Source organism: Sphingobium xenophagum (assembly GCF_002288285.1).
GTDB lineage: Bacteria > Pseudomonadota > Alphaproteobacteria > Sphingomonadales > Sphingomonadaceae > Sphingobium > Sphingobium xenophagum.
The window spans coordinates 1,152,912-1,176,975 of the sequence record NZ_CP022745.1 but is presented as its reverse complement, the minus strand read 5'-3'; the positions used below and the strand labels follow the sequence as shown (position 1 = coordinate 1,176,975).

The window sequence follows — 24,064 nt, the reverse complement described above, 5'->3', positions numbered from 1 at the left end:
TATCGACTCTTGGGCAAACCCTTATCGGCCTATCTTTGCCCCAAGGCAAGCGACCAGACGCCGCACCTGCGCGCGAGTCTGGGTAAAGGTCGTGCCGGTGTGGATGATATGATCGGCCCGCCGCCGTTTTTCCGCGTCGGGGGTCTGGAGATGGACGATCCGGCGGAATTTGGCGGGCGTCATGCCCGGCCGCGCCAGCACCCGCTTGCGCTGTTTCCACGCCGGCGCGGTGACGACGATGACGCCGGCCAGCCGCTTGTGCCCATGGGTCTCGAACAGCAGCGGTACATCGAGAATCACGAAACGGCGCGAACGGTGCCGTTGCAGGAACGTGCGCCGCGCCGCCTGCACCGCCGGATGGACGATCGCTTCCAGCGCCCTGAGTTCATGGGGATGGCCAAAGACAGCCGCGCCCAGTTTCGCCCGGTCCACGCCATCGGGTCCGGTCGTGCCGGGAAAGCGCGCCTCGATCGCGGGAATCAGCGCGCCGCCCGGCCCTTGCAGCCGATGGACTTGCGCATCGGCATCGAACAGGGGCACGCCCTCCCGCCGGAACATCGCCGCGACCGCGGACTTGCCCATGCCGATCGATCCGGTCAGGCCGTAAATCTTCATGACGCTATCCGTCAGTCCGCCGCCAGCAGCAACGCGCGCAATTGCTCGTCCAGCTCGCGCGGTGCCTGCGCATCGAAGAAGATGTCAAAGGCCAGCGCCGCCTGCCCGATCAGCATCTCCAGCCCGTCGAGCGTCTTGAGACCCCGCGCCCGCGCCGCCTTCAGCAAGTCCGTTTCCAGCGGCGCATAGACAATGTCGTAAACGGTCGCGCTGGCGGGCAGGGGGGTAAGGTCCAGGTCCAGCACCGGCTGGCCGACCATCCCCAGCGACGTGCTGTTGACCAGCAGGTCGCAGGCCGGCAGCGGATCGGTCATGCCGATGACACGACCTTTCAGCCCCGCCCGGTCGAACAAGGCCTGCCCCTTGGCGACATCGCGCACCATGACGGTCAGGTCGGCCACGCCCAGGCTCGACAGCGCAAACAGGATCGCCCGCGCCGCGCCGCCCGCGCCGATCAGCACGGCGCTCTGCCCTTTCCATTTGTCGCGCAGCAGGGGCTGGAGGAAGCCGCCCGCATCGGTATTGGTGCCGATCAGCGGCCCGCCGGTTTCGCTGGCGATCGTATTCATCGCCCCGATCCGCGCGCGCACCCCGCCCGGATCGTCGGTATAGTCCATCACCGCAATCTTGTGCGGAAGGGTGACATTGCAGCCCAGCCAGTCGGGATCGGCGCGCCGTTGCAGGAAATAGGCGGCCAGCCCGTCGGGCGTCACATGCGTCTTGCGATACTCCGCCTCTATATCCAGCGCTTTCAGCCAGAAATTATGGATCAGCGGCGATTTGCTGTGCGTGATCGGGTCGCCAATCACTTCGGCATAGGGGAGCGTGTCGGTCATGCCGCCAGAACGCCGCGCACGCGCAGAAAGTCAAGCAGGGGCAGCAACGGCAAGCCCTGAATCGCAAACTGGCTGCCCTCCACCTTGCTGAACAGCTGCGCCCCCGGCCCCTCGATCCGGTAACAACCCACGCACCAGCGGCATTCCTCCCAATCGCTCTCCAGATAGGCGTCGATGAAGGCGTCGGACAATGGCCGCACCGTCATCCGCACTCGCTCGACATGCCGCCAGATCGGTTCGCCGTTCAGCACGATCACCGCTGCGCTGTGCAGATGATGCACCCGCCCGGACAGCAGGCGCAGTATCCGCGCTGCGTCCGCCCGGTCGACCGCCTTGTCGATCATGCTGCCATCATCCAGGCTTAGCGTCTGGTCGCACCCCAGCACCAGCCCGCCCGGCACCCGGCGCGAAACCTTGAGCGCCTTCAATTCCGCCAGCGCATCGGCCAGCGCCCGCGCGTCCAGCCCGTCGGCGCGCAACGCCTCCTTGGCCGCCTCCTCGTCCACGCCGGGCGAAAGCGCTTCAAACTCTATCTTCGCCGCCTCCAGCAGCGCCCGGCGACTTGCGCTTTGCGACGCGAGCACGATCATGATGCCGCCCCTTCATCCAGAACATGGTCGTTGAACAGGTTGATGATCGCCGCGGCCGCTTCCTCGATCGACCGGCGCGTCATGTCGATCACCGGCCAGCCATTGTCGGCGAACATGCGCCGGGCAAAGGCCAGTTCCTCCTGCACCTTCTCATTGTCGACATAGGCGGTTTCCGGCGCCTGATTGAGCGAGAGCAGCCGGTTGCGCCGGATCTGGATCAGCCGATCCGGGCTGACCGTCAAGCCGACGATCATCGGATGCTTCAGGCTATAGAGGCTTTTGGGCGGCGGGGATTCCGGCACCAGCGGGATGTTGGCGGTCTTGTAACCGCGATTGGCAAGATAGATCGACGTCGGCGTCTTGGACGCGCGCGACACGCCCGCCAGCACGATGTCGGCCTCCTCCCAATTTTCATGGCCCACGCCGTCATCATGGGCGATGGTAAACTGGATCGCCTCGATCCGGGCGAAATAGGCTTCGTCCAATATATGTTTGCGCCCCGGCCGGGTCCGCGTTTCCTGCCCCAATATGTTGGACAGCGCGTCTGCCACGCTGTCCAATGCGGCGACATGGGGCAGGCCCAGCGCCCTGCAGCGCGTTTCCAGCCGCCGCCGCAACATATGGTTGGTCAGCGTGAACAGCACCAGCCCCGGATTGGCCGCGATTTCCTGCATGATCCGGTCGAGATGGACTTCGGAGCGCACCATCGGCCAGAAGTGCCGGATCGCTTCCACATTTTCGAACAGGCCGATCGCGGCCTTGGCTATATTCTCCAGCGTTTCACCGGTGGAGTCCGACAGAAGGTGCAGGTGGATGCGCGACATGGCCCATATCTGTGTGGGCAGGCTGTGGATAAAGCAAGGGAGGAGTTGGGGACAAAATCCCGCCTTTCGCTTCGTCCACGAAGCCCGGAATCTTATCCACAGACCCCCAACAGACCGATAATTTCATCCACAGGCTGTGGATAACGGGGATAGAGCGGCTGACTCGGACGGCAAAGCGTCAGGCAGGGGAGTCAAGCTGTTGGCAAATCCGGGCACAGCGCATAAACCCCGCTGCCAACGTCCCTACTATCTCCATCATCCTTCTGAATCCTATATTAAGAGAGAATAGATGAGCCTCGACGCGCCGCCGGTCCTTGCTACCAAGCCTCTGCTTGGCGTCCTCTCTGGCGACCGTCCGGCCGTGCCGCCCATGTGGCTCATGCGCCAGGCCGGGCGCTACCTGCCCGAATATCGCGCGCTGCGGGCTGACAAGGGCGGATTCCTCGAACTCGTCTATGACAGCGCCGCCGCTGCCGAAGTGACTCTGCAACCCCTGCGCCGGTTCGGCTTTGACGGGGCGATCCTCTTTTCCGACATTCTGATCGTCCCCTACGCCATGGGACAGGATCTGTGGTTCGAGGCTGGCGAAGGCCCGCGTCTCGCGCCCATCCTCGCTGAAACCGACCTTGCCGCCCTCAAACCCGATTTCAGCCGCTTCGACGCGGTCTATGAGACGGTCCGGCAGGTCAAGGCAGCGCTCGACCCTTCCGTCACCTTCCTGGGCTTTGCAGGCAGCCCCTGGACCATCGCCACCTATATGGTCGCAGGGCAGGGCAGCAAGGATCAGGGCGCGGCCCGTCGCCTCGCCTATGGCGATCCTGTCCGCTTTGGCGCGCTGATCGATGCCATTGTCGATGCGACGGTCACCTATCTGTCGGGCCAGATCGATGCCGGGGTCGAAGCGGTGCAATTGTTCGACAGCTGGGCCGGCAGCCTGGCCCCGCTTCAGTTCGACCGCTGGGTGATCCAGCCCAACGCCGCGATCGTGCGCAAGTTGAAGGCGCTGCATCCTGCTATCCCGATCATTGGCTTCCCCAAGGGCGCAGGCGCGAAGCTCGCCGATTATGCCGCTGGCACCGGGGTCGATGCGATCGGCGTGGATGAAACGGTCGATCCCCACTGGGCCAACCGCGTCCTGCCAAAGGGGCTGGCCGTACAGGGCAATCTCGATCCGCTGGCGCTGATCGCGGGCGGGCAGGCCGTCGAACAGGCGGTGGACAATATCCGCGCGGCCTTCGCCGACCGGCCGCACATCATGAATCTGGGCCATGGCATCCTCCCCGACACGCCGATCGCGCATGTCGAGGCGCTGATCGCCTATGTCCGCAACGGAAAGGGCGTCTGATGGCTTATCTTGGTGCCGCTTATCTCTGGGTGAAGGCTGCCCATGTGATTTTCGTCATCTTCCTGATGGCGGGATTGTTCATGATGCCGCGCTTCTTCGTCTATCATCAGGAAAGCGCGCCGGGATCGGACGAGGATCGCAAATGGATCGATCGGGAAAAGCGGCTGCTCAAGATCATCCTCAACCCCTCGCTTGCGCTGACCTGGATTTTCGGGCTGATGCTGATGGTGGAGATTGGCGCGTGGAGCTTTGGCTGGTTCCACCTCAAACTGCTCTTCGTGCTGGGCCTGTCGGCCTATCATGGCTGTATCGCTGGCTATGCCAGGAAACTGGCCAAGGGACAGCGCACCCTGACCGACAGGCAGTTGCGCCTGTTCAACGAAGTCCCCGGCATCGCCGCCGCAGTCATCGTCATCGCCGTGATCGTGAAGCCTTTTTGAGTAGGGGAGGGGTCGTCTGTCCTACACCGGTCTGTGCTGCTATTATCCCCTGGTCACTTTCCGATAGGATCAGCCCGGCGCAATAAAATGTCCGATTCACCGGGAAAAGTGCGAAGTTAAGCGGAATGACTTCACTTTGATCCGGTTGAGATAGTATCTAGGCTGGATCGACGGCGATATTGTCGATGAGCCGCGTCCTGCCCAGCTTGGCGGCGCCCAGCAGCCGGGCCGGGCGGTCCAGCACATGCATCGGCTCCAGCGTCACCGCATCGCACAACATCACATAGTCGACCGGATCAAAGCCCTGGGCGATCAGCGTCGCGCCCGCTCGCGTCAGAGCCTCCTCGACCGATCCGCCCTTTTCCATCTGCCGCTTCGCCTCGCCCAGCGCCCGCGGCAAGGCCAGCGCCGCCTTGCGCTCCTCATCGTTCAGATAGGCGTTGCGCGATGACAGGGCCAGGCCGTCCTGCGCCCGCTGGGTTGGCAGCCCGATAATCTCTATGCCCAGATCCAGATCGGCCACCATCTGCCGGATGACCGCCAGTTGCTGATAATCCTTCTCGCCGAATATCGCGACGTCGGGCCGGACCTGGTTGAACAATTTGGTCACCACCGTCGCCACGCCATCGAAATGACCCGGCCGCGCCGCGCCGTCCAATCCTTCGCTGACGCCGCTGACGCTGATATTGGTGGCAAAGCCTGCCGGATACATGACGTCGACAGTGGGCGCCCATAAAATGTCCACCCCGGCGGCGGACAGCATCTGCGCGTCCTTCGCCTCGCGCCGCGGATAGGCGGCCAGATCCTCGTTCGGGCCGAACTGCTTGGGATTGACGAAGATCGACACGACGACATGCCGCCCGTGCCGCCGCGCTTCCTCGACCAATGCCATATGCCCGTCATGCAATGCGCCCATGGTCGGCACCAGCGCCAGCGGCTTCCCGTCGCTTTTCAGCGCGGCGATGGCAGCGCGCAGCGCTGGCAGGTCAGACAGAGTTTGCACGGGAGGAACGGCTCCGATAAGGGCAGGGGTGACAAGGACGTCCTGCTAGGCGCGCAGTCGCTGGACGGTCAAGAATCATTGCGACAATAACGGGGTTATCAGGGGTCCAATGGCCAATTCGCAGCCACATCTCATCGTGTTCGCCAATGAAAAGGGCGGAACCGGCAAATCGACCACGGCCGTTCACACCGCGATCGCGCTGACGGCGCTGGGCCACCGCGTCAGCATGATCGACCTCGATCCGCGCCAGCGCACCGTCACGCGCTATCTGGAAAACCGCGCAGAAACCGCGCGCCGTCGCGGCATCGAACTGGTCGCGCCCAGCTTTACGGTGTTGAAGGGCGACAGTATCGACGCGCTGGAATCCGAAGCCGCCGCCGTGTCGCAGGACGCAGATTTCCTGATCGTCGACACGCCGGGCCGCGACGATCTGTTCGCCCGCCACATGGCCGCCCGCGCCAACACGCTGGTCACGCCGATGAACGACAGTTTCGTCGATTTCGACCTGATCGGGCAGGTCGATGCGGAAAGTTTCAAGGTCAAGCGCCTGTCCTTCTATTCCGAACTCATCTTTGAAGCGCGCAAGACCAGGGCCAAGGCCGATGGCGTGTCGATCGACTGGGTCGTGCTGCGCAACCGCGTCCAGCATCAGGATGCCCGCAACAAGAAACGGGTCGGCGACGCGCTGATGGAATTGTCCCGCCGCGTCGGTTTCCGCGTCATTCCGGGCCTGTCGGAACGCGTGATCTTCCGCGAACTGTTCCCGTCCGGCCTGACCTTGCTGGACAAGGGGCATCTGGGCGAACTGGGCGTCAGCCACATCGCCGCGCGGCAGGAGTTGCGCGAAATGGTGGCGGGCCTGGCGCTTCCCGAACGCAGCGGCGTCGGCTCCATGGACTTGATCGGCGCGGCTTGATGGGCTGGCTTGCGCTGTTGCTGGCGGGCCTTGCGGGCTGGCTGATCTGGACAGGAAGGCTGCAACGCATGAGCGCAAAGGACGGAATGGCGCTGGGGGCGGCGCTGGTGGGCGCCGTGCTGTCGGCCAAGGGCAAGCCGGTGATCGGCGCGCCCATGCTGATCGGCGCGGCGCTGTTTTTCGCAGGGCAGGGCAAGCTGCTCCGCAAGGGCAGGACCGCCACGCCCAAGCCCCTGCCGCCGCAGGATATTGCCCAGGCCCGCGCCCTGCTGGGCGTCGCGCCCGATGCCGATGCGGACATGATCCGCGCCGCCCATCGCCGCCTGATCGCCTCGGTCCATCCCGACAAGGGTGGGACGGAGGCATTGGCGGCCCAGATCAACGCTGCCCGCGACCTGTTGCTTCGTCATCAGGCGGAGCGTTGACCCACTGGTTCGATCCGACGCTGCTGCGCGACTATGACATGCGCGGCACGGTGGGCGAAACGCTGGACGCTGCCGACGCCTGGGCGCTGGGGCGCAGCTTCGGCACGGTCATCGCGCGGGCAGGGGGATCGCGCATCGCCGTGGGCTATGACGGGCGGCTGAGTTCACCCATGCTGGAAGAGGCGCTGGTCGACGGGCTGTGCGCCAGCGGCATCGACGTGCTGTGCATCGGGGTGGGACCGACCCCGATGCTCTATTATGCCGAAATGGTCGGCCAGGTGGACGGCGCCATTCAGATAACCGGCAGCCATAATCCCGGCGATCAAAATGGCTTCAAGCTGGTGCAGGGCCATGCGCCCTTTTTCGGCGAAGCCATCCGGCAACTGGGCGTCATGGCGGCGGCGGGCGACTGGGACGACGGCTTTGGCCAGAGCCGGAGCGTCTCGATCATCGACCGCTATGTCGATCGGCTGATCGAGGGTTTTGACGGCTGCGGCTGGCGCATCGGCTGGGACGCGGGCAATGGCGCGGCCGGGCAAGTGGTCGAGCAGCTGGTGCAGCGCCTGCCCGGTGAGCATCATCTGCTCTTCACCCACATAGACGGCCATTTTCCCAACCATCATCCCGATCCTTCCGAGGAACGGAATCTGGCCGACCTGCGCGCCCTTGTCTTTGCCAAGCAACTCGATTTCGGTGTGGCTTTCGATGGCGATGGCGACCGGCTTGGCGTGATAGACGGGCAGGGCAGGGTGATTGCGGGCGATCAGCTATTGGGCCTGTTCGTTCCGGCGGTCCTGGAAAAGCGGCCCGGTGCCGCGATTGTCGCTGATGTGAAGGCGAGTCAGGCGCTGTTCGACAGCATCGCCGCGCTGGGTGGTCGACCCGATATGTGGAAAACCGGCCACAGCCATATCAAGTCCAGAATGAAGCAGATTGGCAGCCCGCTGGGCGGCGAGATGACCGGGCATCTCTTCTTCGCCGACGATTATTATGGCTATGACGACGGTCTCTATGCCGCTGTCCGCCTGATCCGGGCCGCCCGCCCCGGTCGCAGCGTCACTGACCTGCGCGGCGCGATGCCCGACCTTGCCAATACGCCGGAGCTGCGCTTTCCCGTGGCGGAGGATCGCAAATTCGCCGTGATCGACGAGATACTGGCCCGGCTGCGCGGGGCGGGCGCCGATGTGAACGCCATTGATGGTGCCCGCGTCCGTACGGCCGATGGCTGGTGGTTGCTGCGGGCCTCCAATACGCAGGCGGCGTTGGTCGCCCGCGCCGAATCGCATGATCAGGCGGGGCTGGTGCGGCTTGTCACCCAGATCGACGCCCAGTTGCACGAATCGGGGATCAGCCGACCTTACGTCGGCTTGGGGGCATGAGCCGACACCGAAAAATTCGATATCGCTATCATCTCATCCTGCGCCTTTCCCTTACGGAAAGCTGACAACGCAATCATCGTTGCATTTTATGCAATCACTCCATCATATTTCGCATTTGCAACAATCGTCGCTGCGCCGCAAAAGAAACTCGCCTTTCAGGCATCCTCTCCTAAAACTTATACAGCCGTCCTTCGGGGCGGCTTTTTTTTGTCCAGTCGCCGCGCGGGCCTGCCGTAGCGTCCGGCCGTCCCCGACCCACGCAACCACCTGTAAATGCGATGAATCGGACACGCCCGATACTGGAAATTAACCATGATGCTGCTATCCGCGCTGCGCAAAGTCGACCTGTGCGCGCATCAGCGTGACGGCGTCGGCACGATAGTCAAAAGAGGATCGCCCATGTCGTTTAGCCGTCGCCTTCTTCCCTTCCTCCTGTCAGGCATGCTGGCAGCCCCGGTCCCGGCGCTGGCGGGCGGCTTCTATCTTCAGGAACAATCGCCCAAGGAAACCGGGCGTGCCCTGTCGGGTGGTGCGGCGGCGGGCGATGATCCATCGACCATCTATTTCAACCCATCGGCCATGACTCAATTGCCGGGCATCCAGACGTCGGTTGGCGGCGTCATCCTGTCGGCGACCGCCCAGCAGAGCAATCGCGGGTCGAGCCGTTCCGTGCCGGGCCTGCCTGTATCGGTGCCGGTCACCGGCAATGATGGCGGCAACCCGTTTGCCAAAGTCATTCCCATTCCCAGCTTCTATGCCACCGCACAGGTCAGCGACCGGCTCTGGCTTGGCCTGGGCGTCAACGCCCCCTTCGGTCTGAAGCTGGATTATGACGAAAGCTATTTCGGCCGGTATGATTCTCTGCACACCGACCTGAAAACCTATAATATACAGCCCTCTGCCGCCTATAAGCTGAGCGACAACCTCTCCATCGGCGGCGGCGTCGACGTGCAATATGTCAAGGTGAAGCTCACCAACGCGCTGCCCCAGCTGTCCCCGCTGCTCGCCGACGGCCATGCCTCGGTCGAGGGGGACGACCTGTCGGTCGGCTGGAATGCGGGCTTGTTCTACACGACCGGCGATACCAATTTCGGCGTCCATTATCGTTCGCGCATGACCCACAATCTGAAGGGAGACCAGACGATTTCGGGACTGGTGGGGCCGCTTGCCGCCGCCAACGGCACGTTCGACGCCAATGCCCCGCTGGAACTGCCCGACATCGTGACCGTCAGCATGATGCACCGGCTGACCCCGAAATTGCGGGCGATGCTGACCGCGCGCTGGTATAACTGGTCGGTGTTCAGGGCGATCACCATCAACACCGCCACCGGCGCTTCGGTCAAGGAAATGCATTATCATGACAGCTACAGTGTCAGCGCTGGCGGCGAATATGATGTCAGCGACCGCCTGACCCTGCGTGCGGGGACAATGTTCGACCGCACGCCGACCAATCCGCAATTTCTCACCACCCGCGTTCCCGATGGCGACCGCGTCTGGCTGAGCGGTGGCGCGACCTGGAACATGTCGTCCGCAATGGCGCTGAACCTGAGCTACGCGCATACCTTCGTGGAAAAGGCGAATATCATTCGCCCGGATCATTATTATCCCGCACCCGCCACGGTGACGACCACGACCCTGTCGAGCGCCAGCGGCAATGCGGACCAGTTGGCCGCGTCCCTGACGGTCCGTTTTTGACGGGCCGCGCCAGCGACTCAGCGCTGCGCGTTTCGGCTTGGCAGAAACAAAAAACAGCAACGGTTTTAACCGTCACCAAACATCCCTATAGCGGCTCCATATTGATGGAGCCGCTTACAGATGTCCGACCATAATCCCGGCCTGCGCCCCTGGCGCGACATTGCGCGGCGCAACAGCCGCCAGATCATGGTCGGCAATGTGCCCGTCGGAGGCGGCGCGCCGGTCACGGTCCAGACCATGACCAACACGCTGACCCACGACATCAAGGGCACGATCGACCAGATCCGCCGTTGCGAGGAGGCGGGCGTCGACATCATCCGCGTGTCCTGCCCCGATGAGGAATCGACCGCAGCGCTTAAGCAGATCGTCCGCGCCGCGCGCGTGCCGATCGTGGCCGACATTCATTTCCACTATAAGCGCGCGCTTGAAGCCGCCGATGCGGGCGCGGCCTGCCTGCGCATCAACCCCGGCAACATCGGTTCGTCCGCGCGGGTCAAGGAAGTGGTGGACGCGGCAAAGGCGAACAATTGCGCCATTCGCATCGGCGTCAACGCAGGAAGCCTGGAGCGCGACCTCCTCGAAAAATATGGCGAACCCTGCCCCGAAGCGCTGGTCGAAAGCGCGCTCGACCATATCAAGCTGCTGCAGGACCAGGATTTTCATGAATATAAGGTCGCGGTGAAGGCCAGCGACGTGTTCCTGGCGGTCGCTGCCTATATGCAACTGGCCGATGCGGTCGATTGTCCGCTGCACCTTGGCATCACCGAAGCCGGCGGGCTGATCGGCGGTACGGTCAAGAGCGCGATCGGCATCGGCAACCTGCTCTGGGCCGGGGTCGGCGACACGATCCGCGTTTCGCTGTCCGCCGAACCGGAAGAGGAAGTGCGGGTCGGCTATGAGATTCTCAAATCGCTCGGCATCCGCACCCGTGGGGTCAAGGTGATCTCCTGCCCCTCCTGCGCGCGACAGGGATTCGACGTCATCCGCACGGTCCAGGCGCTTGAGGAACGGCTCCAGCATATTCACACGCCGCTCTCGCTTTCGGTCCTGGGCTGCGTCGTCAACGGTCCCGGCGAAGCCCGCGAGACCGACATCGGCCTGACCGGCGGCGGCAATGGCAAGCATATGGTCTATCTGTCGGGCGTCACCGACCACACCATCCAGGACGAAAATATGATCGACCACATCGTCCGACTGGTCGAGACCAAGGCCGCCGAGATCGAGGCGGCCAGCGCCGAATCCGACATGACCGACGCAGGCAAGGCCGAGGCGGCGGAATAGCGCCGGGCATCACAGCCGCCATGTCGTCATCGCGCGCATTTCTCATTCCCTTTGCCGTCTGCTGCATGGGCGTCGCGTTGTTTTCCGTGATGGATGCGGCGATGAAGGGCCTCAGCCTCGCCATCGGCCTCTACAACGCCCTGTTCTGGCGGGCGCTGACCGGGACGCTGCTGGGGCTTGGCCTGATGCTGATGACCCGCCAGCGCTGGCCCGACGCCATGGTATTGCGCCTGCACCTGCTGCGCGGATCGGTCGTGGCGCTGATGGCCGGCTTGTTCTTCTGGGCGCTCATGCGGATGCCGCTGGCCGAAGCGATCGCTCTATCCTTCATCGCGCCGCTGATCGCGCTGTATCTCGCTGCCCTGCTGCTGGGCGAAACCATCGGACGACAGGCGATCTTCGCGTCGCTGCTGGGGCTTTTGGGGGTCGGGGTGATCCTGTCGGGGCGTTTGCAGGGCAGCTATGATCGCGGCGCCCTGCTTGGCGCGCTGGCGGTGCTGGCGTCGGCGGTGCTCTTCGCCTGGAACCTCATCCTGCAACGTCAGCAGGCGCAGCGCGCCTCGCCGATCGAGGTCGCCTTCTTCCAGCATCTTGTGATGCTGGGCGTGTTCGCCATCGGCGCGCCTTTTTACGCGCGACTGCCAGTTCCGTCAGCCATACCGCTGATCCTGCTGGCGGCGGGTCTTGCCTTCACCTCGCTTGCCGCACTGGCCTGGGCCTATGCGCGCGCGGAGGCGCAGCGGCTGATCCCGGTCGAATATAGCGCCTTTCTCTGGGCAGCCGTTGTCGGCTGGCTGGCCTTTGGCGAGCGGCTGACGCTGACCACCGTGGCGGGCGCGGCCCTTATCATCGCCGCCTGCCTGATCACCGCGCGCGGCAAGCGGGCCGCCATTGCCCATGTCGAACCGGGAACTGCCTGAATGACCCTGACCATCCGCCCCGCTATGCCGGACGACATCGACATGATCATCGGCTTCATCCGCGCGCTGGCGGACTATGAAAAGCTGTCCCATGCGGTGAAGGCGGACCCGGCGACGCTCACGCATTATCTGTTCGGCCCGCGTCCCATGGCTGAAGTGCTGATGGCGGAATCGGGCGGCGCAGCCATCGGCTTCGCGCTTTTCTTCCACAATTTTTCGACCTTTGAAGGGCGACCGGGACTTTATCTGGAGGATTTGTTCGTCCAGCCCGAATCGCGCGGCGTCGGCGCGGGCAGGGCGTTGCTTGCGCGGTTGGCGCAGATCGCGCTGGAACGCGACTGCGCCCGGCTGGAATGGTCAGTGCTGGACTGGAACGCGCCAGCCATCGCGGTCTACCGCGCGATCGGCGCGCAGCCGATGGATGAATGGACGGTCCAGCGGCTCGATGGGGAAGCCCTGCGCGCGCTTGCCGCCACGGCAGCGATCAGCGTTTGATCGCGTCCTCGACGCTGACGAAAATCAGCATGGCGGCAAAGGCGCCCAGCGACAGGGCAACCACGGTGGGGAAATATTCGGCGATCATGGCACATTCCTTTCGGGTCTGTTCCTGCCCTGCCGCCAACCCCGTTCGCCATACGGAATGTTACGGATCGGGCGGGACGAGCCGTGGGCGCGCACCCTTGACGCCGACTCCCCGCTCGGCGCAATGTGCGCAAACGGAACATTTGGGGGACATGGGGTTAAGATGGCTGTCAGCCGCACAGTGAAGCGCACGCCCGAATGGCGCGAAATGCTCAAGCGCAGCCTGCTTCGCAGCGGTGCGCTGATCGGGGCGATCGCGCTGATGCTGGCGACCCTGTTCCTGGCGCTGGCACTGCTCAGCTATACGCCCAGCGACCCGTCGATGAACACCGTGGCGGGCGATCATGTCGCCAATGTCATGCAGGCGCCTGGTGCCTGGACCGCAGATTTCCTGCTCTGGCTGCTGGGCGTGCCCATAGCGCTGATCCTGCCGCTGATGGCGATTACCGCGCGCCGCCTTTGGGGCGATCAGGATATGAGCGCGTGGAAGGGCCAGTTTGGCCAGTGCCTGTTTGGCATCATCCTGATCGGGATCGCGCTGGCCCTGTTTCAGAGCAATCCGCTGGTTGGCCTGCCCGCTGGCTGGGGCGGGGTGATCGCGCTCGTCACGGCCAAGGGGATCATCAGCCTGACTACGCAGGTGCCGGTGGCGCAGCCGTGGATCATCGGCGCTATCGTCATCCTCGCCATGATCGGCGGCCTGTTCGCCTGCTATCGCAGCCTGGCGCTGGAAAAGCCGATCCTTGCGCTCCGTCGCCCGACCCTGCCCAGGCTCAGCCTGCCCCGGCCCAGCCTCGGCCTTGCCGGCAGCAGCGCTGAGGATGACGATGAGGACGAAGTGATCGGCGAACGGGTCATCGCCCCGCGCAAGACCGTGTCGAACGAACCCAAGCCGCCCATCACCATCCAGACGCCCAAGCCCGCACCGGCCCAGCGGCCCATGGCCCCGGTCAGCCAGGACGACCTGTTCGGCCACAGCTCGCTGCCGTCGCCCGACCTGCTCAACCCGGTTCCCGTCAGCCAGGGCGGCAAGATCGACAAGGCGGCGCTGGAGCGCAATGCCCGGTTGCTCGAATCCGTGCTCGACGACTTCCATGTGAAGGGCAATATCGTCGAGGTTCGCCCCGGCCCCGTCGTCACCATGTATGAACTGGAACCAGCCCCCGGTATCAAGGCCAGCCGGGTGATCGCGCTGGCCGACGACATCGCCCGCAATATGTCGGCGCTCTCCGCCCGCGTCGCGACGATTCCGGGCCGCACCGTCATCGGCATCGAACTGCCCAACGCCCATCGCGAAGGCGTGTCCTTCCGCGAACTGATCACCAGCGAACAATTTGGCGGCGAAGGCACGCTGCCGATCATATTGGGCAAGAATATCTCCGGCGAACCGATCATCGCCGACCTTGCCCCCATGCCCCATCTGCTGATCGCGGGCACCACCGGATCGGGCAAGTCGGTCGGCCTCAACGCCATGATCCTGTCGCTGCTTTACCGCATGACCCCGGATCAGCTGCGCCTGATCATGATCGACCCCAAGATGCTGGAACTGTCGACTTATGACGATATTCCGCATCTCCTCTCCCCGGTCGTGACGGAACCGCAAAAGGCGATCCGCGCGCTCAAATGGGCGGTCGAGCAGATGGAGGACCGCTATCGCATGATGGCGTCCATCTCCGTCCGCAACCTGGCCAATTACAACGAAAAGGTCCGCGCGGCGAAGGCCAAGGGCAAGCCGCTCGGCCGACGGGTCCAGACCGGCTATGACCCCGAAACCGGCAAGCCGATCTATGAGGAAGAACAGCTCGATTTCCAGCCATTGCCCCAGATCGTGGTCGTGGTGGACGAACTGGCGGACCTCATGATGACCGCTGGCAAGGAAGTCGAATTCCTGATCCAGCGTCTGGCGCAGAAAGCGCGCGCGGCCGGTATCCACCTGATCCTTGCGACCCAGCGCCCTTCGGTCGACGTCATTACCGGCGTCATCAAGGCCAACCTGCCGACCCGGATCAGCTTCTTTGTAACGTCGAAGATCGACAGCCGCACGATTCTGGGCGAACAGGGCGCCGAACAATTGCTGGGCAAGGGCGACATGCTCTATATGCACGGCGGCAAGGGGTTGATGCGCGTCCACGGCCCGTTCGTGTCCGACGATGAAGTCCGCGTCGTCGCCGATCACTGGCGCGCGCAGGGCCAGCCCGACTATATCCAGGCCGTTACCGAGGAACCGGAAGAAGGCAGCTTCGCACTCGATGGCGTGGACCTGGGCGACGACAGCCCCGACGCGCAACTCTTCCGCAAGGCGTGCCAGCTGGTGTTCGAAAACCAGAAAGCCTCGACCAGCTGGCTGCAACGCCAGCTTCGCGTCGGCTATAACAGCGCCGCGCGCCTGATCGAGAAGATGGAGGAAGAAGGGCTGGTCGGTCCCCCCAACCATGTCGGCCGCCGCGAAGTTCTCCGCGATGAAAATGGCAATCCGCTATAACGGTTCGACTCAGGAAAGACTCGCTTCGGCGTATTTTTCGCGCCCGACAGCGCCGATTGCCGCGAAACAATGATAGCCTCTTGCCTAAAGGGGACAAGGAATGAGCCATAGCCAAGCCGCCGAAGTCGATGCGAATTACGACTATTTCCTTCGCCATCTTGGCGAATTTTTGACTAACCATGCGGGCCGTTATGCGGTACTGAAAGATCGGAAAGTCGTAGATTTTTTCGACCAGCCCGGAGAGGCGTATCGATTTGCGCGTGACAGCATCCCAGATGGTGTTTTCTCGATTCAGGAAGTGACCGACGAACCCATTGATCTGGGTTTCTTCTCGCATGTCGGAAATTAATTGGTCACATGACGGGCGCAGGATTACATTGCCCGTTCGCATCCTGCGCGCCGATAATCCGTTCGATCTGACATTTTTGGATGCAGTTGCACTCGTCGATATCGGTGCAACGGTCAGCGGGATCGACCAAAGCATTGCTGAAAAGCTCGGATTGGAATCGCTGGGTAAGCGGCCACTCCAATCTGCTCAAGGGCTGGGTCATACCGAACGTTATATGTTTCGGATTGGATTGATGCCGGATGGGTCTGATCAGGCCAGTTTGCCGTTCATCTTTGATGCCTGCTACGGATTTAGCCTGACTGGCAGCGAACATTTTACAGCATTGATTGGCATGGACATATTGCGCCAATGCGATTTCGCGATCGATCGTCAAAGCCGTTGCCGCCTTGTCTTTGGCTGAACGGCAGGGAACGGGGGAGTTCACAGGTCGTTCAATCGCTTCGTTCTACACGGCATCCGTAACAACCGGAGAATATTCCATGAAGCGCATCAGTCTCGCGCTGGCCGCCGCGCCTGTCCTGCTTGCCGTCCCGCTCGCCGCGCCGCTGCTCGCGCAGCAGGACCAGTCCGAATTGAACCGGGTCAACGCCTATATCCGCGCGGTCACCAGCATGACTGCCGATTTCAGCCAGACCGATCGCAACGGCCAGACGCTGACCGGCCAGCTGACGCTCAAGCAACCGGGGAAGATCCGTTTTCAATATCAGAAGGGCGTGCCGCTGCTGATCGTTGGCGATGGCAAGGCGCTGACCATGATCGATTATGAAGTGCGGCAGGTGCAGCGCTGGCCGATCGGCAATTCTCCGCTGGGCGCGCTGCTCGATCCGAACAAGGACCTGTCCAAATATGGCAAGGTCGTGCCGACCGGCGACCCGTCGATCCTGAGCGTGGAGGCGCGCGATCCCAAGCGGCCCGAATATGGCACGATCACCATGATTTTCCGGCGGGACGCGGCCAGCCCGGCTGGCCTGCAACTTTATGGCTGGGTAGCGCTCGATTCGCAGAATAATCGCACGGCCATCCGACTTTCCAACCAGCGCTATGGCGTGCCGGTCGCCGATTCCGCGTTCCGCTGGACCGATCCCCGGCCAAAGGGCCGCTCCGCAGGCGGCTGAAACGAGCGCCCTGCACGATGGACGGAAAAACTTGGCTTTCCGTTCATCTGCCGCTCATATCCAGAGCGCTATCTAGAACTCCACGGCGAGAGGCCAACCGGGATTTCCCCCCTGTTACCCGGCACACTCCTCCCGTCGCATAGCGCTTCAAGGGCGCGATCGAGACCCCCGTTCCATGCCCCCGGAGCGGGGGTCTTACTTTGTCCGCGATCCATGCAGCCCCATGGCCGAGCAGCGATCTTGCAAGCCGCGGATTACGCCCCTAGTGCCGGACCATGGCCGACACTCTTTCCATCGCATCCTGGAACATCAATAGCGTTCGCGCGCGTATCGACATTGTCGAACAATTCCTGACCCAGGAAGCGCCCGACATATTGTGCCTTCAGGAAACCAAGGTGGTGAACGAGACTTTTCCGGCCGATATGTTCCGCCGGCTGGGCTATGTCCATCAGGTGCTGAACGGGCAGAAAATGCACCATGGCGTCGCAATCATGAGCCGGGTGCCGATTTACGAGGATGACCGGCTCGACTGGCAGGCCAATGGCGAAGCCCGTCATGTCGGCGTCCGGCTCGACAATGGGGTGCGGATCGAAAATGTCTATGTTCCCGCTGGCGGCGACATTGCCGACCGGGATCAGAACCCCAAATTCGGCCAGAAGCTCGATTTTCTCGAACGCATGATCCAATGGTCGTCGACGCTGGCTGACAAGCCCACCATCCTGACCGGCGATTTCAACATCGCGCCGCTGGAATGCGACGTGTGGAGCCACAAGCAACTCATCAACGTCGTCAGCCACACGCCGATCGAATGCGAAACGCTCGCCCGCCTTCAGGCATCGAACGACTGGGTCGACATAGGCCGCCATTTCCATCCTGCGCCGGCGCGGCTCTATACGTGGTGGAGCTATCGCGCGAAGGACTGGGCCGAATCCGATCGCGGTCGGCGGCTGGACCATATGTGGATGACCCGCGACGTCGCCGACAAGGCGGTCGCCCACCGCGTCGTCGAACCCGCGCGCAACTGGGGCAAGCCGTCCGATCATATCCCCATCATCACCGACTTCGCCTTCTGATGGGCGGGCGGGCGACAGGGCGTGACGCAGCGCGCGCTATCGACGCGCTGCGCCGTGGCTGGGCGGTGCGGGTGTCGGCCGCCGACGGTGCGCTGCGGCTGATGGCAGTGGAGGGCGCTGACGCGGTAACGCTGGCCGATTTCGATCCTGCGGGCAAAGCCGACATTTTGATTTCCGCCGCGCGTGGCCAGACGCTCAAACTCGCCAACCAGATCGCGGCGGCCGATCCCGACATGCCTGTGATGATCGCCCGCGCGCCATGGATCGACGCCGATGTCGCGACCGCCATATCCGATCCCGTGCTGGACCTTGCGTCGCCGCTAAAGGGACCGTTTCAGGCCCGCGCCCTCGCCGCACCCCTGGCTGCCAAGGCGGCGCTGCGCCTCGCCCGGCTTGCCGGTATCCTTCCTGCCTATTTCGCGCTGGATGGCGACGGCGACCGGGACATCGACGTCAGCGTCGACGCGATCGACGCCTATGACGATGCCATCCACCTTGCCATCGCCACCCGTGCCAGACTGCCGGTATCGGCTAGCGAAAGCGCGGAAATCATTGCCTTTCGCAGTCCCGATGAACCGCGCGAACATGTCGCACTGATTGTCGGCAAACGGGACTCGTCGCCCCCCGTCGTTCGCCTGCACAGCGAATGTCTGACCGGCGATGTGCTTGGCAGCCTGAAATGCGATTGCGGCCCGCAACTGCAAGAGGCGCTTCACCAGATCGCCGACGCGCCCTGGGGCGTGCTGCTCTATCTGCGGCAGGAAGGGCGCGGCATTGGCCTCGTCAACAAATTGCGCGCCTATGCGATGCAGGATCAGGGCTTTGACACTGTGGATGCCAATGTCCGCCTGGGCTTTGCCATCGATGCGCGCGATTTTTCGGTCGCGGCGCGCATGCTGGACCTGATCGGAGTTCATACCGTCCGCCTGCTCACCAACAATCCGCAAAAGGTAGCGGGGCTGGAGGCGGCGGGGATCAGCGTGGCCGAACGACTGTCGATCATCCTGCCGACCAACCCGCATAATGAACGCTATCTTGCCACCAAGCGCGACCGGACCGGCCACCAGCTATGAGGCTGATCCGCGTCGATAGTGGCGCGGGCCGCCTGAGCTTCGGCACGATCGCCATGCCCTGCGCCATCGGCCGGAGCGGTGTTTGTGCCGCGAGTGACAAGCGGGAGGGCGATGGTTGCACCCCGCTCGGCGTCTGGCCGATCCGGGGCGTATTGCTGCGACCCGGCAGGATCGATCCGGCGGGCATCCGCTTGCCATGGCGCTGGGTGCGGGCAGGCGATGGCTGGTCGGATGACCCGGCCGATCCCGCCTATAACCGCCCGGTTCGCTTGCCGCGCGGCTTTTCGGCCGAAAATCTGATCCGCGCCGACGACGCCTATGATGTGATCGTCATTCTGGGCCATAATGACCGGCCGCCGGTGCCGGGGCAGGGCAGTGCGATCTTCTTCCATTTGTCGGAAGGACGGCCGACCGCGGGCTGTGTCGCGGTGGAACGCGGTGACATGGTGCAATTGCTGCCGCTGCTAGAACCTGGCGATGCCATGGAGATTGTTTGACGCCCAGGCGGCGTGTTCGATCGTCCGTCGACTCGCGGGTGGTCGTGAAGTTGATAGCGATATTGCCGGACATCGTTGAGATTCGAGGCGGCGGGCATCCCAACAGCATGATATTTGCGTGTGGCAGCGCATGGCTTGCACGCTGTGAATGGAGCGACGCTCTCACTTTGCGCCGCGATCCCGACTTGAAATATCAAACGGATGGTGGCCCCGGTTCAGCCAATGTTCGCCTGATCCTACACCCGACTCAGCCGAGGCATATTCGCTGATCAAAGTGCTTTTGGCTGGATATTGTGCAGCGCAGTAACGCTTGCGTATTTTTTTTGATGTAAAATGCCTATGCAGGACATGAATCATTATTTGGGTGACGACGTAGGTTTCACCGGGTTTGAGCAATGCGAGGAAGCGACGACAGATGAAAATCGCGGTTTTTGGGCTTGGATATGTGGGTCTCTCCAACGCAGTGTTGCTGGCGCAGCATAATGAGGTGGTCGCCGTCGATATCACGCCTGAACGGGTCGACATGCTCAATGCGCGCAAATCGCCGATCATCGACGCTGAACTCGAAGAATTTCTTGCCACGCGTCCGCTCAACCTTACCGCGACGCTCAATCCGCAGGAGGCTCTGGACGGTGCCGACTATGTGATCGTCGCTACGCCCACCAATTATGATGTGAGCAGCGACAAATTCGATACATCCTCGGTCGAAGCCGTGATCGAGATAGCCAAGGTTGGCAGCCCCGCTGCCACGGTCGTCATAAAATCGACGATCCCGGTCGGTTTCGTGGAAGATGTGCGCAAGCGCCTGGCGACCGAACAAGTCATCTTCAGCCCGGAATTCCTGCGTGAAGGCCGGGCGTTGCATGATAATCTTCATCCTTCGCGCATTATCGTGGGCGAACGGTCAGAACGGGCGCGCATCTTTGCCGATATGCTGTTGCAGGGCGCGGAAAAAACCGACGTCGAAATCCTGTTCACTGATCCCCGCGAGGCCGAGGCGATCAAGCTGTTTGCCAACACTTATCTTGCCATGCGCGTCGCCTTCTTCAACGAACTGGACAGCTATGCCATCGCGCACGGCATGGATTCGCGCCAGATCATTCAGGGCGTTGGACTCGATCCGCGCATAGGGTCGCACTATAACAATCCCAGCTTCGGTTATGGCGGCTATTGCCTGCCCAAGGATACCAAGCAGTTGCTCGCCAATTATTCCGAAGTGCCGCAGAATCTGATCCGCGCGATCGTTGACGCCAACCGGACCCGCAAGGATTTCCTGGCCGACCAGATCATCGCCAAGGGGCCGAGGAAAGTCGGTGTTTTCCGTCTCGTCATGAAGGCGGGTTCGGACAATTTCCGCCAGTCTTCGATCCAGGGCATCATGAAGCGGATCAAGGCAAAGGGTATCGAAGTGGTGATTTTCGAACCCGCGATGACAGACGATCAATTTTTCGGTTCAAAGGTCGTGCGTGATCTGGCTGCTTTCAAGGAAGATTGCGACATCATCATTGCCAACCGCATGACGCCGGACGTTGCCGATGTGGCGGACAAGATCTTCACCCGGGACCTGTTCGGATCGGATTGATCTCCTGTCCCGGCGATTGCTTTACACCGTCTGAGTTGGTGCACGACAGGCCGCAGGGCCTGTCGTGCATCATGCCGTTTGGTTGAGAAAAGACGACGCCCAGTGCGCAACGGGTTTAATCCCGTCATTTGTTGATAGCGGAACGGGCATCTCCTATTGCTGGCACCATGTTGGAAATCGGGAATAAAGCCCGACAGGATATTGATGCTGAAGCTTCGCCCACATTATGTTGAAAAGCCGTGGGGCCGGACTGACCTCCCGTCCATTTTCTCGGCGACCGAAAGCCGCCAGATCGGGGAAGTGTGGTTTGAAGGCCCAGATGGACAGGATTGGCCGCTGCTGGTGAAATATATCTTCACCAGCGAAAGATTGTCGATCCAGGTTCACCCCAATGATGCGCAGGCAATGGCCAAGGGCTTGCGTCGGGGGAAGGCGGAAATCTGGTATATATTGGATTGCGAGCCTGGCGCAGCATTGGGGATCGGTCTGATCCGCCCCATGACGGCCGAGGCGTTTCGCGCGGCCGCGACGGATGGATCGATCGAACAGCTTGTCGATTGGAAGCCGGTGAAACCGGGAGATTGCTATTTCATTCCTGCAGGGACGGTTCATGCGATCGGGGCAGGCATTACCTTGGTTGAAATTCAACAAAATGCGGACATCACCTACCGGCTTTATGATTATGGCAGGCCGCGTGCATTGCATCTGGAGGATGGTGCTGCTGTCAGCCACCTTGCGCCATATGCGTGCGACCTAATCGAAGCGCCGTTAGGCACTGAACGCCAAATTATCGCCGATACGGAGGCGCCGTTTACGCTCGACCTGGTGCATTGGCACGGCGAAAAATCGGTAAGCCTGCCTGATTACAAGCAGATGTGGTTTACGCCGCTAAGCGGGGCAGGGACGGTCAATGGGGAGGTATGGGCGAAGGGCGATTGCCTGCTGCTGACTGGCGACTGCACAATCGACGTCGCGACGCCTGCCTCGATCCTGCTGGCTACCCCGCGATAGAGGCGCTGCGCCAGGCGACCTGATTGACCTGCCAATATTGTCGATCGCATGGAGCCTCAATTGAGGCTCCATGCGTCCCAAGACGACGAACCCTATCCTGCTACAATCTCTTACGGCAGTTGCGATGAGCTGCAGGTTATTTGGGGCACATTTTGCTTATCGGATTGGGGCCCTTGGCAGTGATCACGCCGAGCCTGTAGGGCAACTGGATATATTCATATGTCTTGCCCTTCTCCATATCGAGCCCCTGGTAGAGAAACTGAAGAGGCTTGCAGGGATCGATCGCCATGGTCTGATCGCTCGTCGAGCGGATCATTTCACCGTGGGAAACGCCTTCTGACCAGACCCGGCCCTTGAAGCGCACATTGTCGGCACTGGCGAATATATTCATCGGGTCCGGGGTTAGCGGCTTCCATTCGCCGGCCAGACTGTCGCTGGTCCACGCGCGGAAATAGCGGCCCTTGGGACCAATTGCTTCGATCAGCGTCAGATAGTTGTTCGTGCCGGCGATCTTATAGGTATTGCTGGCTTCGAATATATCTTCCTTCCGGCCTTCCATGACGCGGGTGGTGTTGTGGAATCCCTTGGGAAATTCCGCCAGCGATGTTTCGGCGCGGTAGAAGCTGCCATTGTCGTTCGTGAAGAAGAGATAGCAGTTCTGGTCGTCGCAGATCGTCCAGAAATCAAGCCATCCCGGCTTGCCGTTCGGCTGCTTCACGATTTCGGGTACCGTATCGTAAAAGGGCTTGGGCGCGCTCCACGAAGTGGGGTCGCTGATGTCGCTGCTGGTCGAATAGAGCGGATCCCCACCCTGATAGCCCAGATACCATAGCTTTTGCGGCGCGAAGTAGAAGACCTGCGGCGCGGCGCGATAGCCCGGCCCCATCGGTGCCTTTTCCAGCCCGACGATCGGCGCTTTCGGTGCGTCTTTCCAGTCTGCGAACGAGGTATAGGCGACGCCCCAGCCGTTGCTTGTCGCTGTCGTCAGAAAGACATGATATTTGCCGTCATGATAGACGATCGACGGGTCTTTCACGCCGTGAAAGCCCGGCGCGCCGTCCGCCGGGGGCGTAATCAGCGGAAGAGAGGATTCCCAGCGAAACCCGGCCGGTTGCGACGAACCGGCCCATGCGCTTGCCGATGCCATTACGCCCAGTGCGGCAATGGCTGTCAGTATCGATCCGGAATAACGCCTGTTTCTCAATGTCCTAAATCCTCTCATGATGGTTTCCGGCTTTGCGGCCGATGGCTTGGCAATCGCTTCAGACGGCCGTGGCATGTCAGGTTGATGGCGCTTTCCCGCCGGCAACGGTCCTGCATTCATAGACGGTCACCCACTGGTCGCTGTTCGCCTCGAAACGGACGGTGATGTCGCGGCCGCTCAGCAGATGATCGGGCAGGGGATAGCTCACGATGTTTCGCTGAACGGTCGGCTCCCCGGCCAGCCTCTCCCTGACGAGCGGCTCGCCGTTGACGAGGATGGCGAAGTCTCTGTGGCGATCCGGCCCGGCATAGACGACGCGCAGTTCGACCGGCCCAGGCCGGATCGCCAGCTTGAACTGGAAAAAGCCTTTCATGACGACGCGGCCGCGCTCGGCGAGATGCTCGACCGTCCCTGTGTTGGCCGTGCCGGAAAAGGCGTGGTCGCGCTCGGGCTGCATTTCCCCTAAGCGGATCGTGTCGATGGTTCGCGCCAGCGCTTCGGCCTGCTCTCGCGCGTTCGCCAGATAGCCGACCTCCGCCGTCGTCCATTGCGTCGGGGTGAAGTGGCGGAAATAGACGGCAGTGCGGTTGTCGTGCTGATTGAAAAAGGGCTTGAGCATCAGCTGTTCCGGCCTGCTCTGGCCGCCAAGCGCAAATACGGGCTCCCCGCCGACCTGGCGCACACCGTCTTTGGCGCTACCGGAAACGACCACGGGATGAGGATCAGCGTGCAATAGGCACCCCCTTCGTGGGGTGATCGGCGTGCAAAAAGGACCCCTTCATCCCGGGGATTTAGTCGGCCGACTGGTTTTGATCAGTTGGCGAGAA

At 62.3% G+C, this 24,064-nt stretch carries 25 protein-coding genes; 18 read left to right on the top strand and 7 right to left on the bottom strand.

Annotation, left to right across the window (positions count from 1 at the left end):
* Window positions 1-21: 21 nt before the first annotated feature.
* From coaE to CJD35_RS05665, 4 genes are read right to left on the bottom strand one after another with little or no spacing between them, the layout of a single operon-like run.
* Complete coding sequence (gene coaE / locus CJD35_RS05680) at window positions 22-615, bottom strand: dephospho-CoA kinase (RefSeq protein WP_017183166.1); 594 nt, start codon at window positions 613-615, stop codon at window positions 22-24.
* Between the two features lie 11 nt (window positions 616-626).
* A complete protein-coding gene (gene aroE / locus CJD35_RS05675) occupies window positions 627-1,451 on the bottom strand; it encodes a shikimate dehydrogenase (RefSeq protein WP_017183165.1) in 825 nt (274 codons plus the stop codon).
* Complete coding sequence (locus CJD35_RS05670; protein WP_017183164.1) at window positions 1,448-2,041, bottom strand: Maf family protein; 594 nt, start codon at window positions 2,039-2,041, stop codon at window positions 1,448-1,450. The genes aroE and CJD35_RS05670 overlap by 4 nt, the downstream gene beginning before the upstream one ends.
* Entirely contained in the window at window positions 2,038-2,865 is an 828-nt protein-coding gene (locus CJD35_RS05665) for a pyruvate, water dikinase regulatory protein (protein ID WP_017183163.1), read from the bottom strand. The genes CJD35_RS05670 and CJD35_RS05665 overlap by 4 nt, the downstream gene beginning before the upstream one ends.
* Before the next feature lie 289 nt (window positions 2,866-3,154).
* On the opposite strand from CJD35_RS05665, the gene hemE reads away from it, so the two are divergent.
* Both hemE and CJD35_RS05655 read left to right on the top strand, forming a co-directional pair.
* Window positions 3,155-4,210 carry a uroporphyrinogen decarboxylase gene (gene hemE, locus CJD35_RS05660; RefSeq protein ID WP_017183162.1) on the top strand — a complete coding sequence of 352 codons (1,056 nt, stop codon included), beginning with the start codon at window positions 3,155-3,157 and terminating at the stop codon, window positions 4,208-4,210.
* Window positions 4,210-4,650, top strand: a complete 441-nt coding sequence (locus CJD35_RS05655; protein WP_017183161.1) for a CopD family protein — start codon at window positions 4,210-4,212, stop codon at window positions 4,648-4,650. Before hemE ends, CJD35_RS05655 begins: the two co-directional genes overlap by 1 nt.
* Before the next feature lie 157 nt (window positions 4,651-4,807).
* On the opposite strand, the gene panC is transcribed toward CJD35_RS05655, so the two are convergent.
* Window positions 4,808-5,653, bottom strand: coding sequence for a pantoate--beta-alanine ligase (gene panC, locus CJD35_RS05650; protein ID WP_017183160.1), 846 nt, complete (start codon window positions 5,651-5,653; stop codon window positions 4,808-4,810).
* Window positions 5,654-5,762: 109 nt separating this feature from the next.
* Here panC and CJD35_RS05645 point away from each other — a divergent pair, with 109 nt between their 5' ends.
* The 16 genes from CJD35_RS05645 (at window position 5,763) to CJD35_RS05570 (ending at window position 22,033) form a co-directional block, all read left to right on the top strand.
* On the top strand, window positions 5,763-6,569 hold the full coding sequence (locus tag CJD35_RS05645; RefSeq protein ID WP_017183159.1) for a division plane positioning ATPase MipZ: 807 nt from the start codon (window positions 5,763-5,765) through the stop codon (window positions 6,567-6,569).
* Window positions 6,569-6,994 (top strand): J domain-containing protein, encoded by a 426-nt coding sequence (locus tag CJD35_RS05640; protein ID WP_017183158.1) that lies wholly within the window; start codon window positions 6,569-6,571, stop codon window positions 6,992-6,994. The genes CJD35_RS05645 and CJD35_RS05640 overlap by 1 nt, the downstream gene beginning before the upstream one ends.
* Window positions 6,991-8,373, top strand: a complete 1,383-nt coding sequence (pgmG, locus tag CJD35_RS05635) for a phosphoglucomutase/phosphomannomutase PgmG (protein WP_017183157.1) — start codon at window positions 6,991-6,993, stop codon at window positions 8,371-8,373. Before CJD35_RS05640 ends, pgmG begins: the two co-directional genes overlap by 4 nt.
* A gap of 399 nt (window positions 8,374-8,772) precedes the next feature.
* On the top strand, window positions 8,773-10,068 hold the full coding sequence (locus CJD35_RS05630) for an OmpP1/FadL family transporter (RefSeq protein ID WP_026002389.1): 1,296 nt from the start codon (window positions 8,773-8,775) through the stop codon (window positions 10,066-10,068).
* A 120-nt stretch (window positions 10,069-10,188) separates the two neighbouring features.
* Complete coding sequence (gene ispG / locus CJD35_RS05625) at window positions 10,189-11,349, top strand: flavodoxin-dependent (E)-4-hydroxy-3-methylbut-2-enyl-diphosphate synthase (RefSeq protein WP_017183155.1); 1,161 nt, start codon at window positions 10,189-10,191, stop codon at window positions 11,347-11,349.
* A 20-nt stretch (window positions 11,350-11,369) separates the two neighbouring features.
* Complete coding sequence (locus CJD35_RS05620) at window positions 11,370-12,269, top strand: DMT family transporter (protein WP_017183154.1); 900 nt, start codon at window positions 11,370-11,372, stop codon at window positions 12,267-12,269.
* The gene (locus CJD35_RS05615; protein WP_017183153.1) at window positions 12,270-12,764 is read left to right on the top strand and encodes a GNAT family N-acetyltransferase; all 495 of its coding nucleotides are present in this window, start codon (window positions 12,270-12,272) and stop codon (window positions 12,762-12,764) included.
* A gap of 250 nt (window positions 12,765-13,014) precedes the next feature.
* Window positions 13,015-15,333, top strand: coding sequence for an FtsK/SpoIIIE family DNA translocase (locus CJD35_RS05610; protein WP_017183151.1), 2,319 nt, complete (start codon window positions 13,015-13,017; stop codon window positions 15,331-15,333).
* A gap of 100 nt (window positions 15,334-15,433) precedes the next feature.
* On the top strand, window positions 15,434-15,682 hold the full coding sequence (locus CJD35_RS05605) for a DUF5678 domain-containing protein (RefSeq protein ID WP_017183150.1): 249 nt from the start codon (window positions 15,434-15,436) through the stop codon (window positions 15,680-15,682).
* Window positions 15,669-16,082: a pepsin/retropepsin-like aspartic protease family protein gene (locus CJD35_RS05600; RefSeq protein WP_157742287.1), complete on the top strand. Its 414-nt coding sequence runs from the start codon at window positions 15,669-15,671 to the stop codon at window positions 16,080-16,082. Before CJD35_RS05605 ends, CJD35_RS05600 begins: the two co-directional genes overlap by 14 nt.
* Window positions 16,083-16,161: 79 nt before the next feature.
* On the top strand, window positions 16,162-16,797 hold the full coding sequence (locus tag CJD35_RS05595; RefSeq protein ID WP_017183148.1) for a LolA family protein: 636 nt from the start codon (window positions 16,162-16,164) through the stop codon (window positions 16,795-16,797).
* Window positions 16,798-17,072: 275 nt separating this feature from the next.
* Window positions 17,073-17,870, top strand: coding sequence for an exodeoxyribonuclease III (xth, locus tag CJD35_RS05590; RefSeq protein WP_017183147.1), 798 nt, complete (start codon window positions 17,073-17,075; stop codon window positions 17,868-17,870).
* Window positions 17,870-18,943 carry a GTP cyclohydrolase II gene (gene ribA, locus CJD35_RS05585; RefSeq protein WP_017183146.1) on the top strand — a complete coding sequence of 358 codons (1,074 nt, stop codon included), beginning with the start codon at window positions 17,870-17,872 and terminating at the stop codon, window positions 18,941-18,943. Before xth ends, ribA begins: the two co-directional genes overlap by 1 nt.
* Window positions 18,940-19,440 (top strand): L,D-transpeptidase family protein, encoded by a 501-nt coding sequence (locus CJD35_RS05580; RefSeq protein WP_017183145.1) that lies wholly within the window; start codon window positions 18,940-18,942, stop codon window positions 19,438-19,440. The genes ribA and CJD35_RS05580 overlap by 4 nt, the downstream gene beginning before the upstream one ends.
* Window positions 19,441-19,855: 415 nt before the next feature.
* Window positions 19,856-21,022: a nucleotide sugar dehydrogenase gene (locus tag CJD35_RS05575; protein ID WP_017183144.1), complete on the top strand. Its 1,167-nt coding sequence runs from the start codon at window positions 19,856-19,858 to the stop codon at window positions 21,020-21,022.
* Between the two features lie 204 nt (window positions 21,023-21,226).
* The gene (locus tag CJD35_RS05570; protein ID WP_017183143.1) at window positions 21,227-22,033 is read left to right on the top strand and encodes a class I mannose-6-phosphate isomerase; all 807 of its coding nucleotides are present in this window, start codon (window positions 21,227-21,229) and stop codon (window positions 22,031-22,033) included.
* Between the two features lie 136 nt (window positions 22,034-22,169).
* Here CJD35_RS05570 and CJD35_RS05565 read toward each other — a convergent pair whose 3' ends face one another.
* Window positions 22,170-23,180 carry a glycoside hydrolase family 62 protein gene (locus CJD35_RS05565; protein WP_086485795.1) on the bottom strand — a complete coding sequence of 337 codons (1,011 nt, stop codon included), beginning with the start codon at window positions 23,178-23,180 and terminating at the stop codon, window positions 22,170-22,172.
* Between the two features lie 133 nt (window positions 23,181-23,313).
* Window positions 23,314-23,970 (bottom strand): DUF6805 domain-containing protein, encoded by a 657-nt coding sequence (locus CJD35_RS05560; protein WP_174703639.1) that lies wholly within the window; start codon window positions 23,968-23,970, stop codon window positions 23,314-23,316.
* Between the last annotated feature and the right edge of the window lie 94 nt (window positions 23,971-24,064).

Excerpts from the sequence above, each read along its gene's own strand:
- coaE (WP_017183166.1), bottom strand. The coding sequence starts at position 615 with ATGAAGATTTACGGCCTGACCGGATCGATCGGCATGGGCAAGTCCGCG.
- aroE (WP_017183165.1), bottom strand. The coding sequence starts at position 1,451 with ATGACCGACACGCTCCCCTATGCCGAAGTGATTGGCGACCCGATCACG.
- CJD35_RS05670 (WP_017183164.1), bottom strand. The coding sequence starts at position 2,041 with ATGATCGTGCTCGCGTCGCAAAGCGCAAGTCGCCGGGCGCTGCTGGAG.
- CJD35_RS05665 (WP_017183163.1), bottom strand. The coding sequence starts at position 2,865 with ATGTCGCGCATCCACCTGCACCTTCTGTCGGACTCCACCGGTGAAACG.
- hemE (WP_017183162.1), top strand. The coding sequence starts at position 3,155 with ATGAGCCTCGACGCGCCGCCGGTCCTTGCTACCAAGCCTCTGCTTGGC.
- CJD35_RS05655 (WP_017183161.1), top strand. The coding sequence starts at position 4,210 with ATGGCTTATCTTGGTGCCGCTTATCTCTGGGTGAAGGCTGCCCATGTG.
- CJD35_RS05645 (WP_017183159.1), top strand. The coding sequence starts at position 5,763 with ATGGCCAATTCGCAGCCACATCTCATCGTGTTCGCCAATGAAAAGGGC.
- CJD35_RS05640 (WP_017183158.1), top strand. The coding sequence starts at position 6,569 with ATGGGCTGGCTTGCGCTGTTGCTGGCGGGCCTTGCGGGCTGGCTGATC.
- CJD35_RS05630 (WP_026002389.1), top strand. The coding sequence starts at position 8,773 with ATGTCGTTTAGCCGTCGCCTTCTTCCCTTCCTCCTGTCAGGCATGCTG.
- ispG (WP_017183155.1), top strand. The coding sequence starts at position 10,189 with ATGTCCGACCATAATCCCGGCCTGCGCCCCTGGCGCGACATTGCGCGG.
- CJD35_RS05620 (WP_017183154.1), top strand. The coding sequence starts at position 11,370 with ATGTCGTCATCGCGCGCATTTCTCATTCCCTTTGCCGTCTGCTGCATG.
- CJD35_RS05615 (WP_017183153.1), top strand. The coding sequence starts at position 12,270 with ATGACCCTGACCATCCGCCCCGCTATGCCGGACGACATCGACATGATC.
- CJD35_RS05610 (WP_017183151.1), top strand. The coding sequence starts at position 13,015 with ATGGCTGTCAGCCGCACAGTGAAGCGCACGCCCGAATGGCGCGAAATG.
- CJD35_RS05605 (WP_017183150.1), top strand. The coding sequence starts at position 15,434 with ATGAGCCATAGCCAAGCCGCCGAAGTCGATGCGAATTACGACTATTTC.
- CJD35_RS05600 (WP_157742287.1), top strand. The coding sequence starts at position 15,669 with ATGTCGGAAATTAATTGGTCACATGACGGGCGCAGGATTACATTGCCC.
- CJD35_RS05595 (WP_017183148.1), top strand. The coding sequence starts at position 16,162 with ATGAAGCGCATCAGTCTCGCGCTGGCCGCCGCGCCTGTCCTGCTTGCC.
- xth (WP_017183147.1), top strand. The coding sequence starts at position 17,073 with ATGGCCGACACTCTTTCCATCGCATCCTGGAACATCAATAGCGTTCGC.
- ribA (WP_017183146.1), top strand. The coding sequence starts at position 17,870 with ATGGGCGGGCGGGCGACAGGGCGTGACGCAGCGCGCGCTATCGACGCG.
- CJD35_RS05580 (WP_017183145.1), top strand. The coding sequence starts at position 18,940 with ATGAGGCTGATCCGCGTCGATAGTGGCGCGGGCCGCCTGAGCTTCGGC.
- CJD35_RS05575 (WP_017183144.1), top strand. The coding sequence starts at position 19,856 with ATGAAAATCGCGGTTTTTGGGCTTGGATATGTGGGTCTCTCCAACGCA.
- CJD35_RS05570 (WP_017183143.1), top strand. The coding sequence starts at position 21,227 with ATGCTGAAGCTTCGCCCACATTATGTTGAAAAGCCGTGGGGCCGGACT.
- CJD35_RS05565 (WP_086485795.1), bottom strand. The coding sequence starts at position 23,180 with ATGGCATCGGCAAGCGCATGGGCCGGTTCGTCGCAACCGGCCGGGTTT.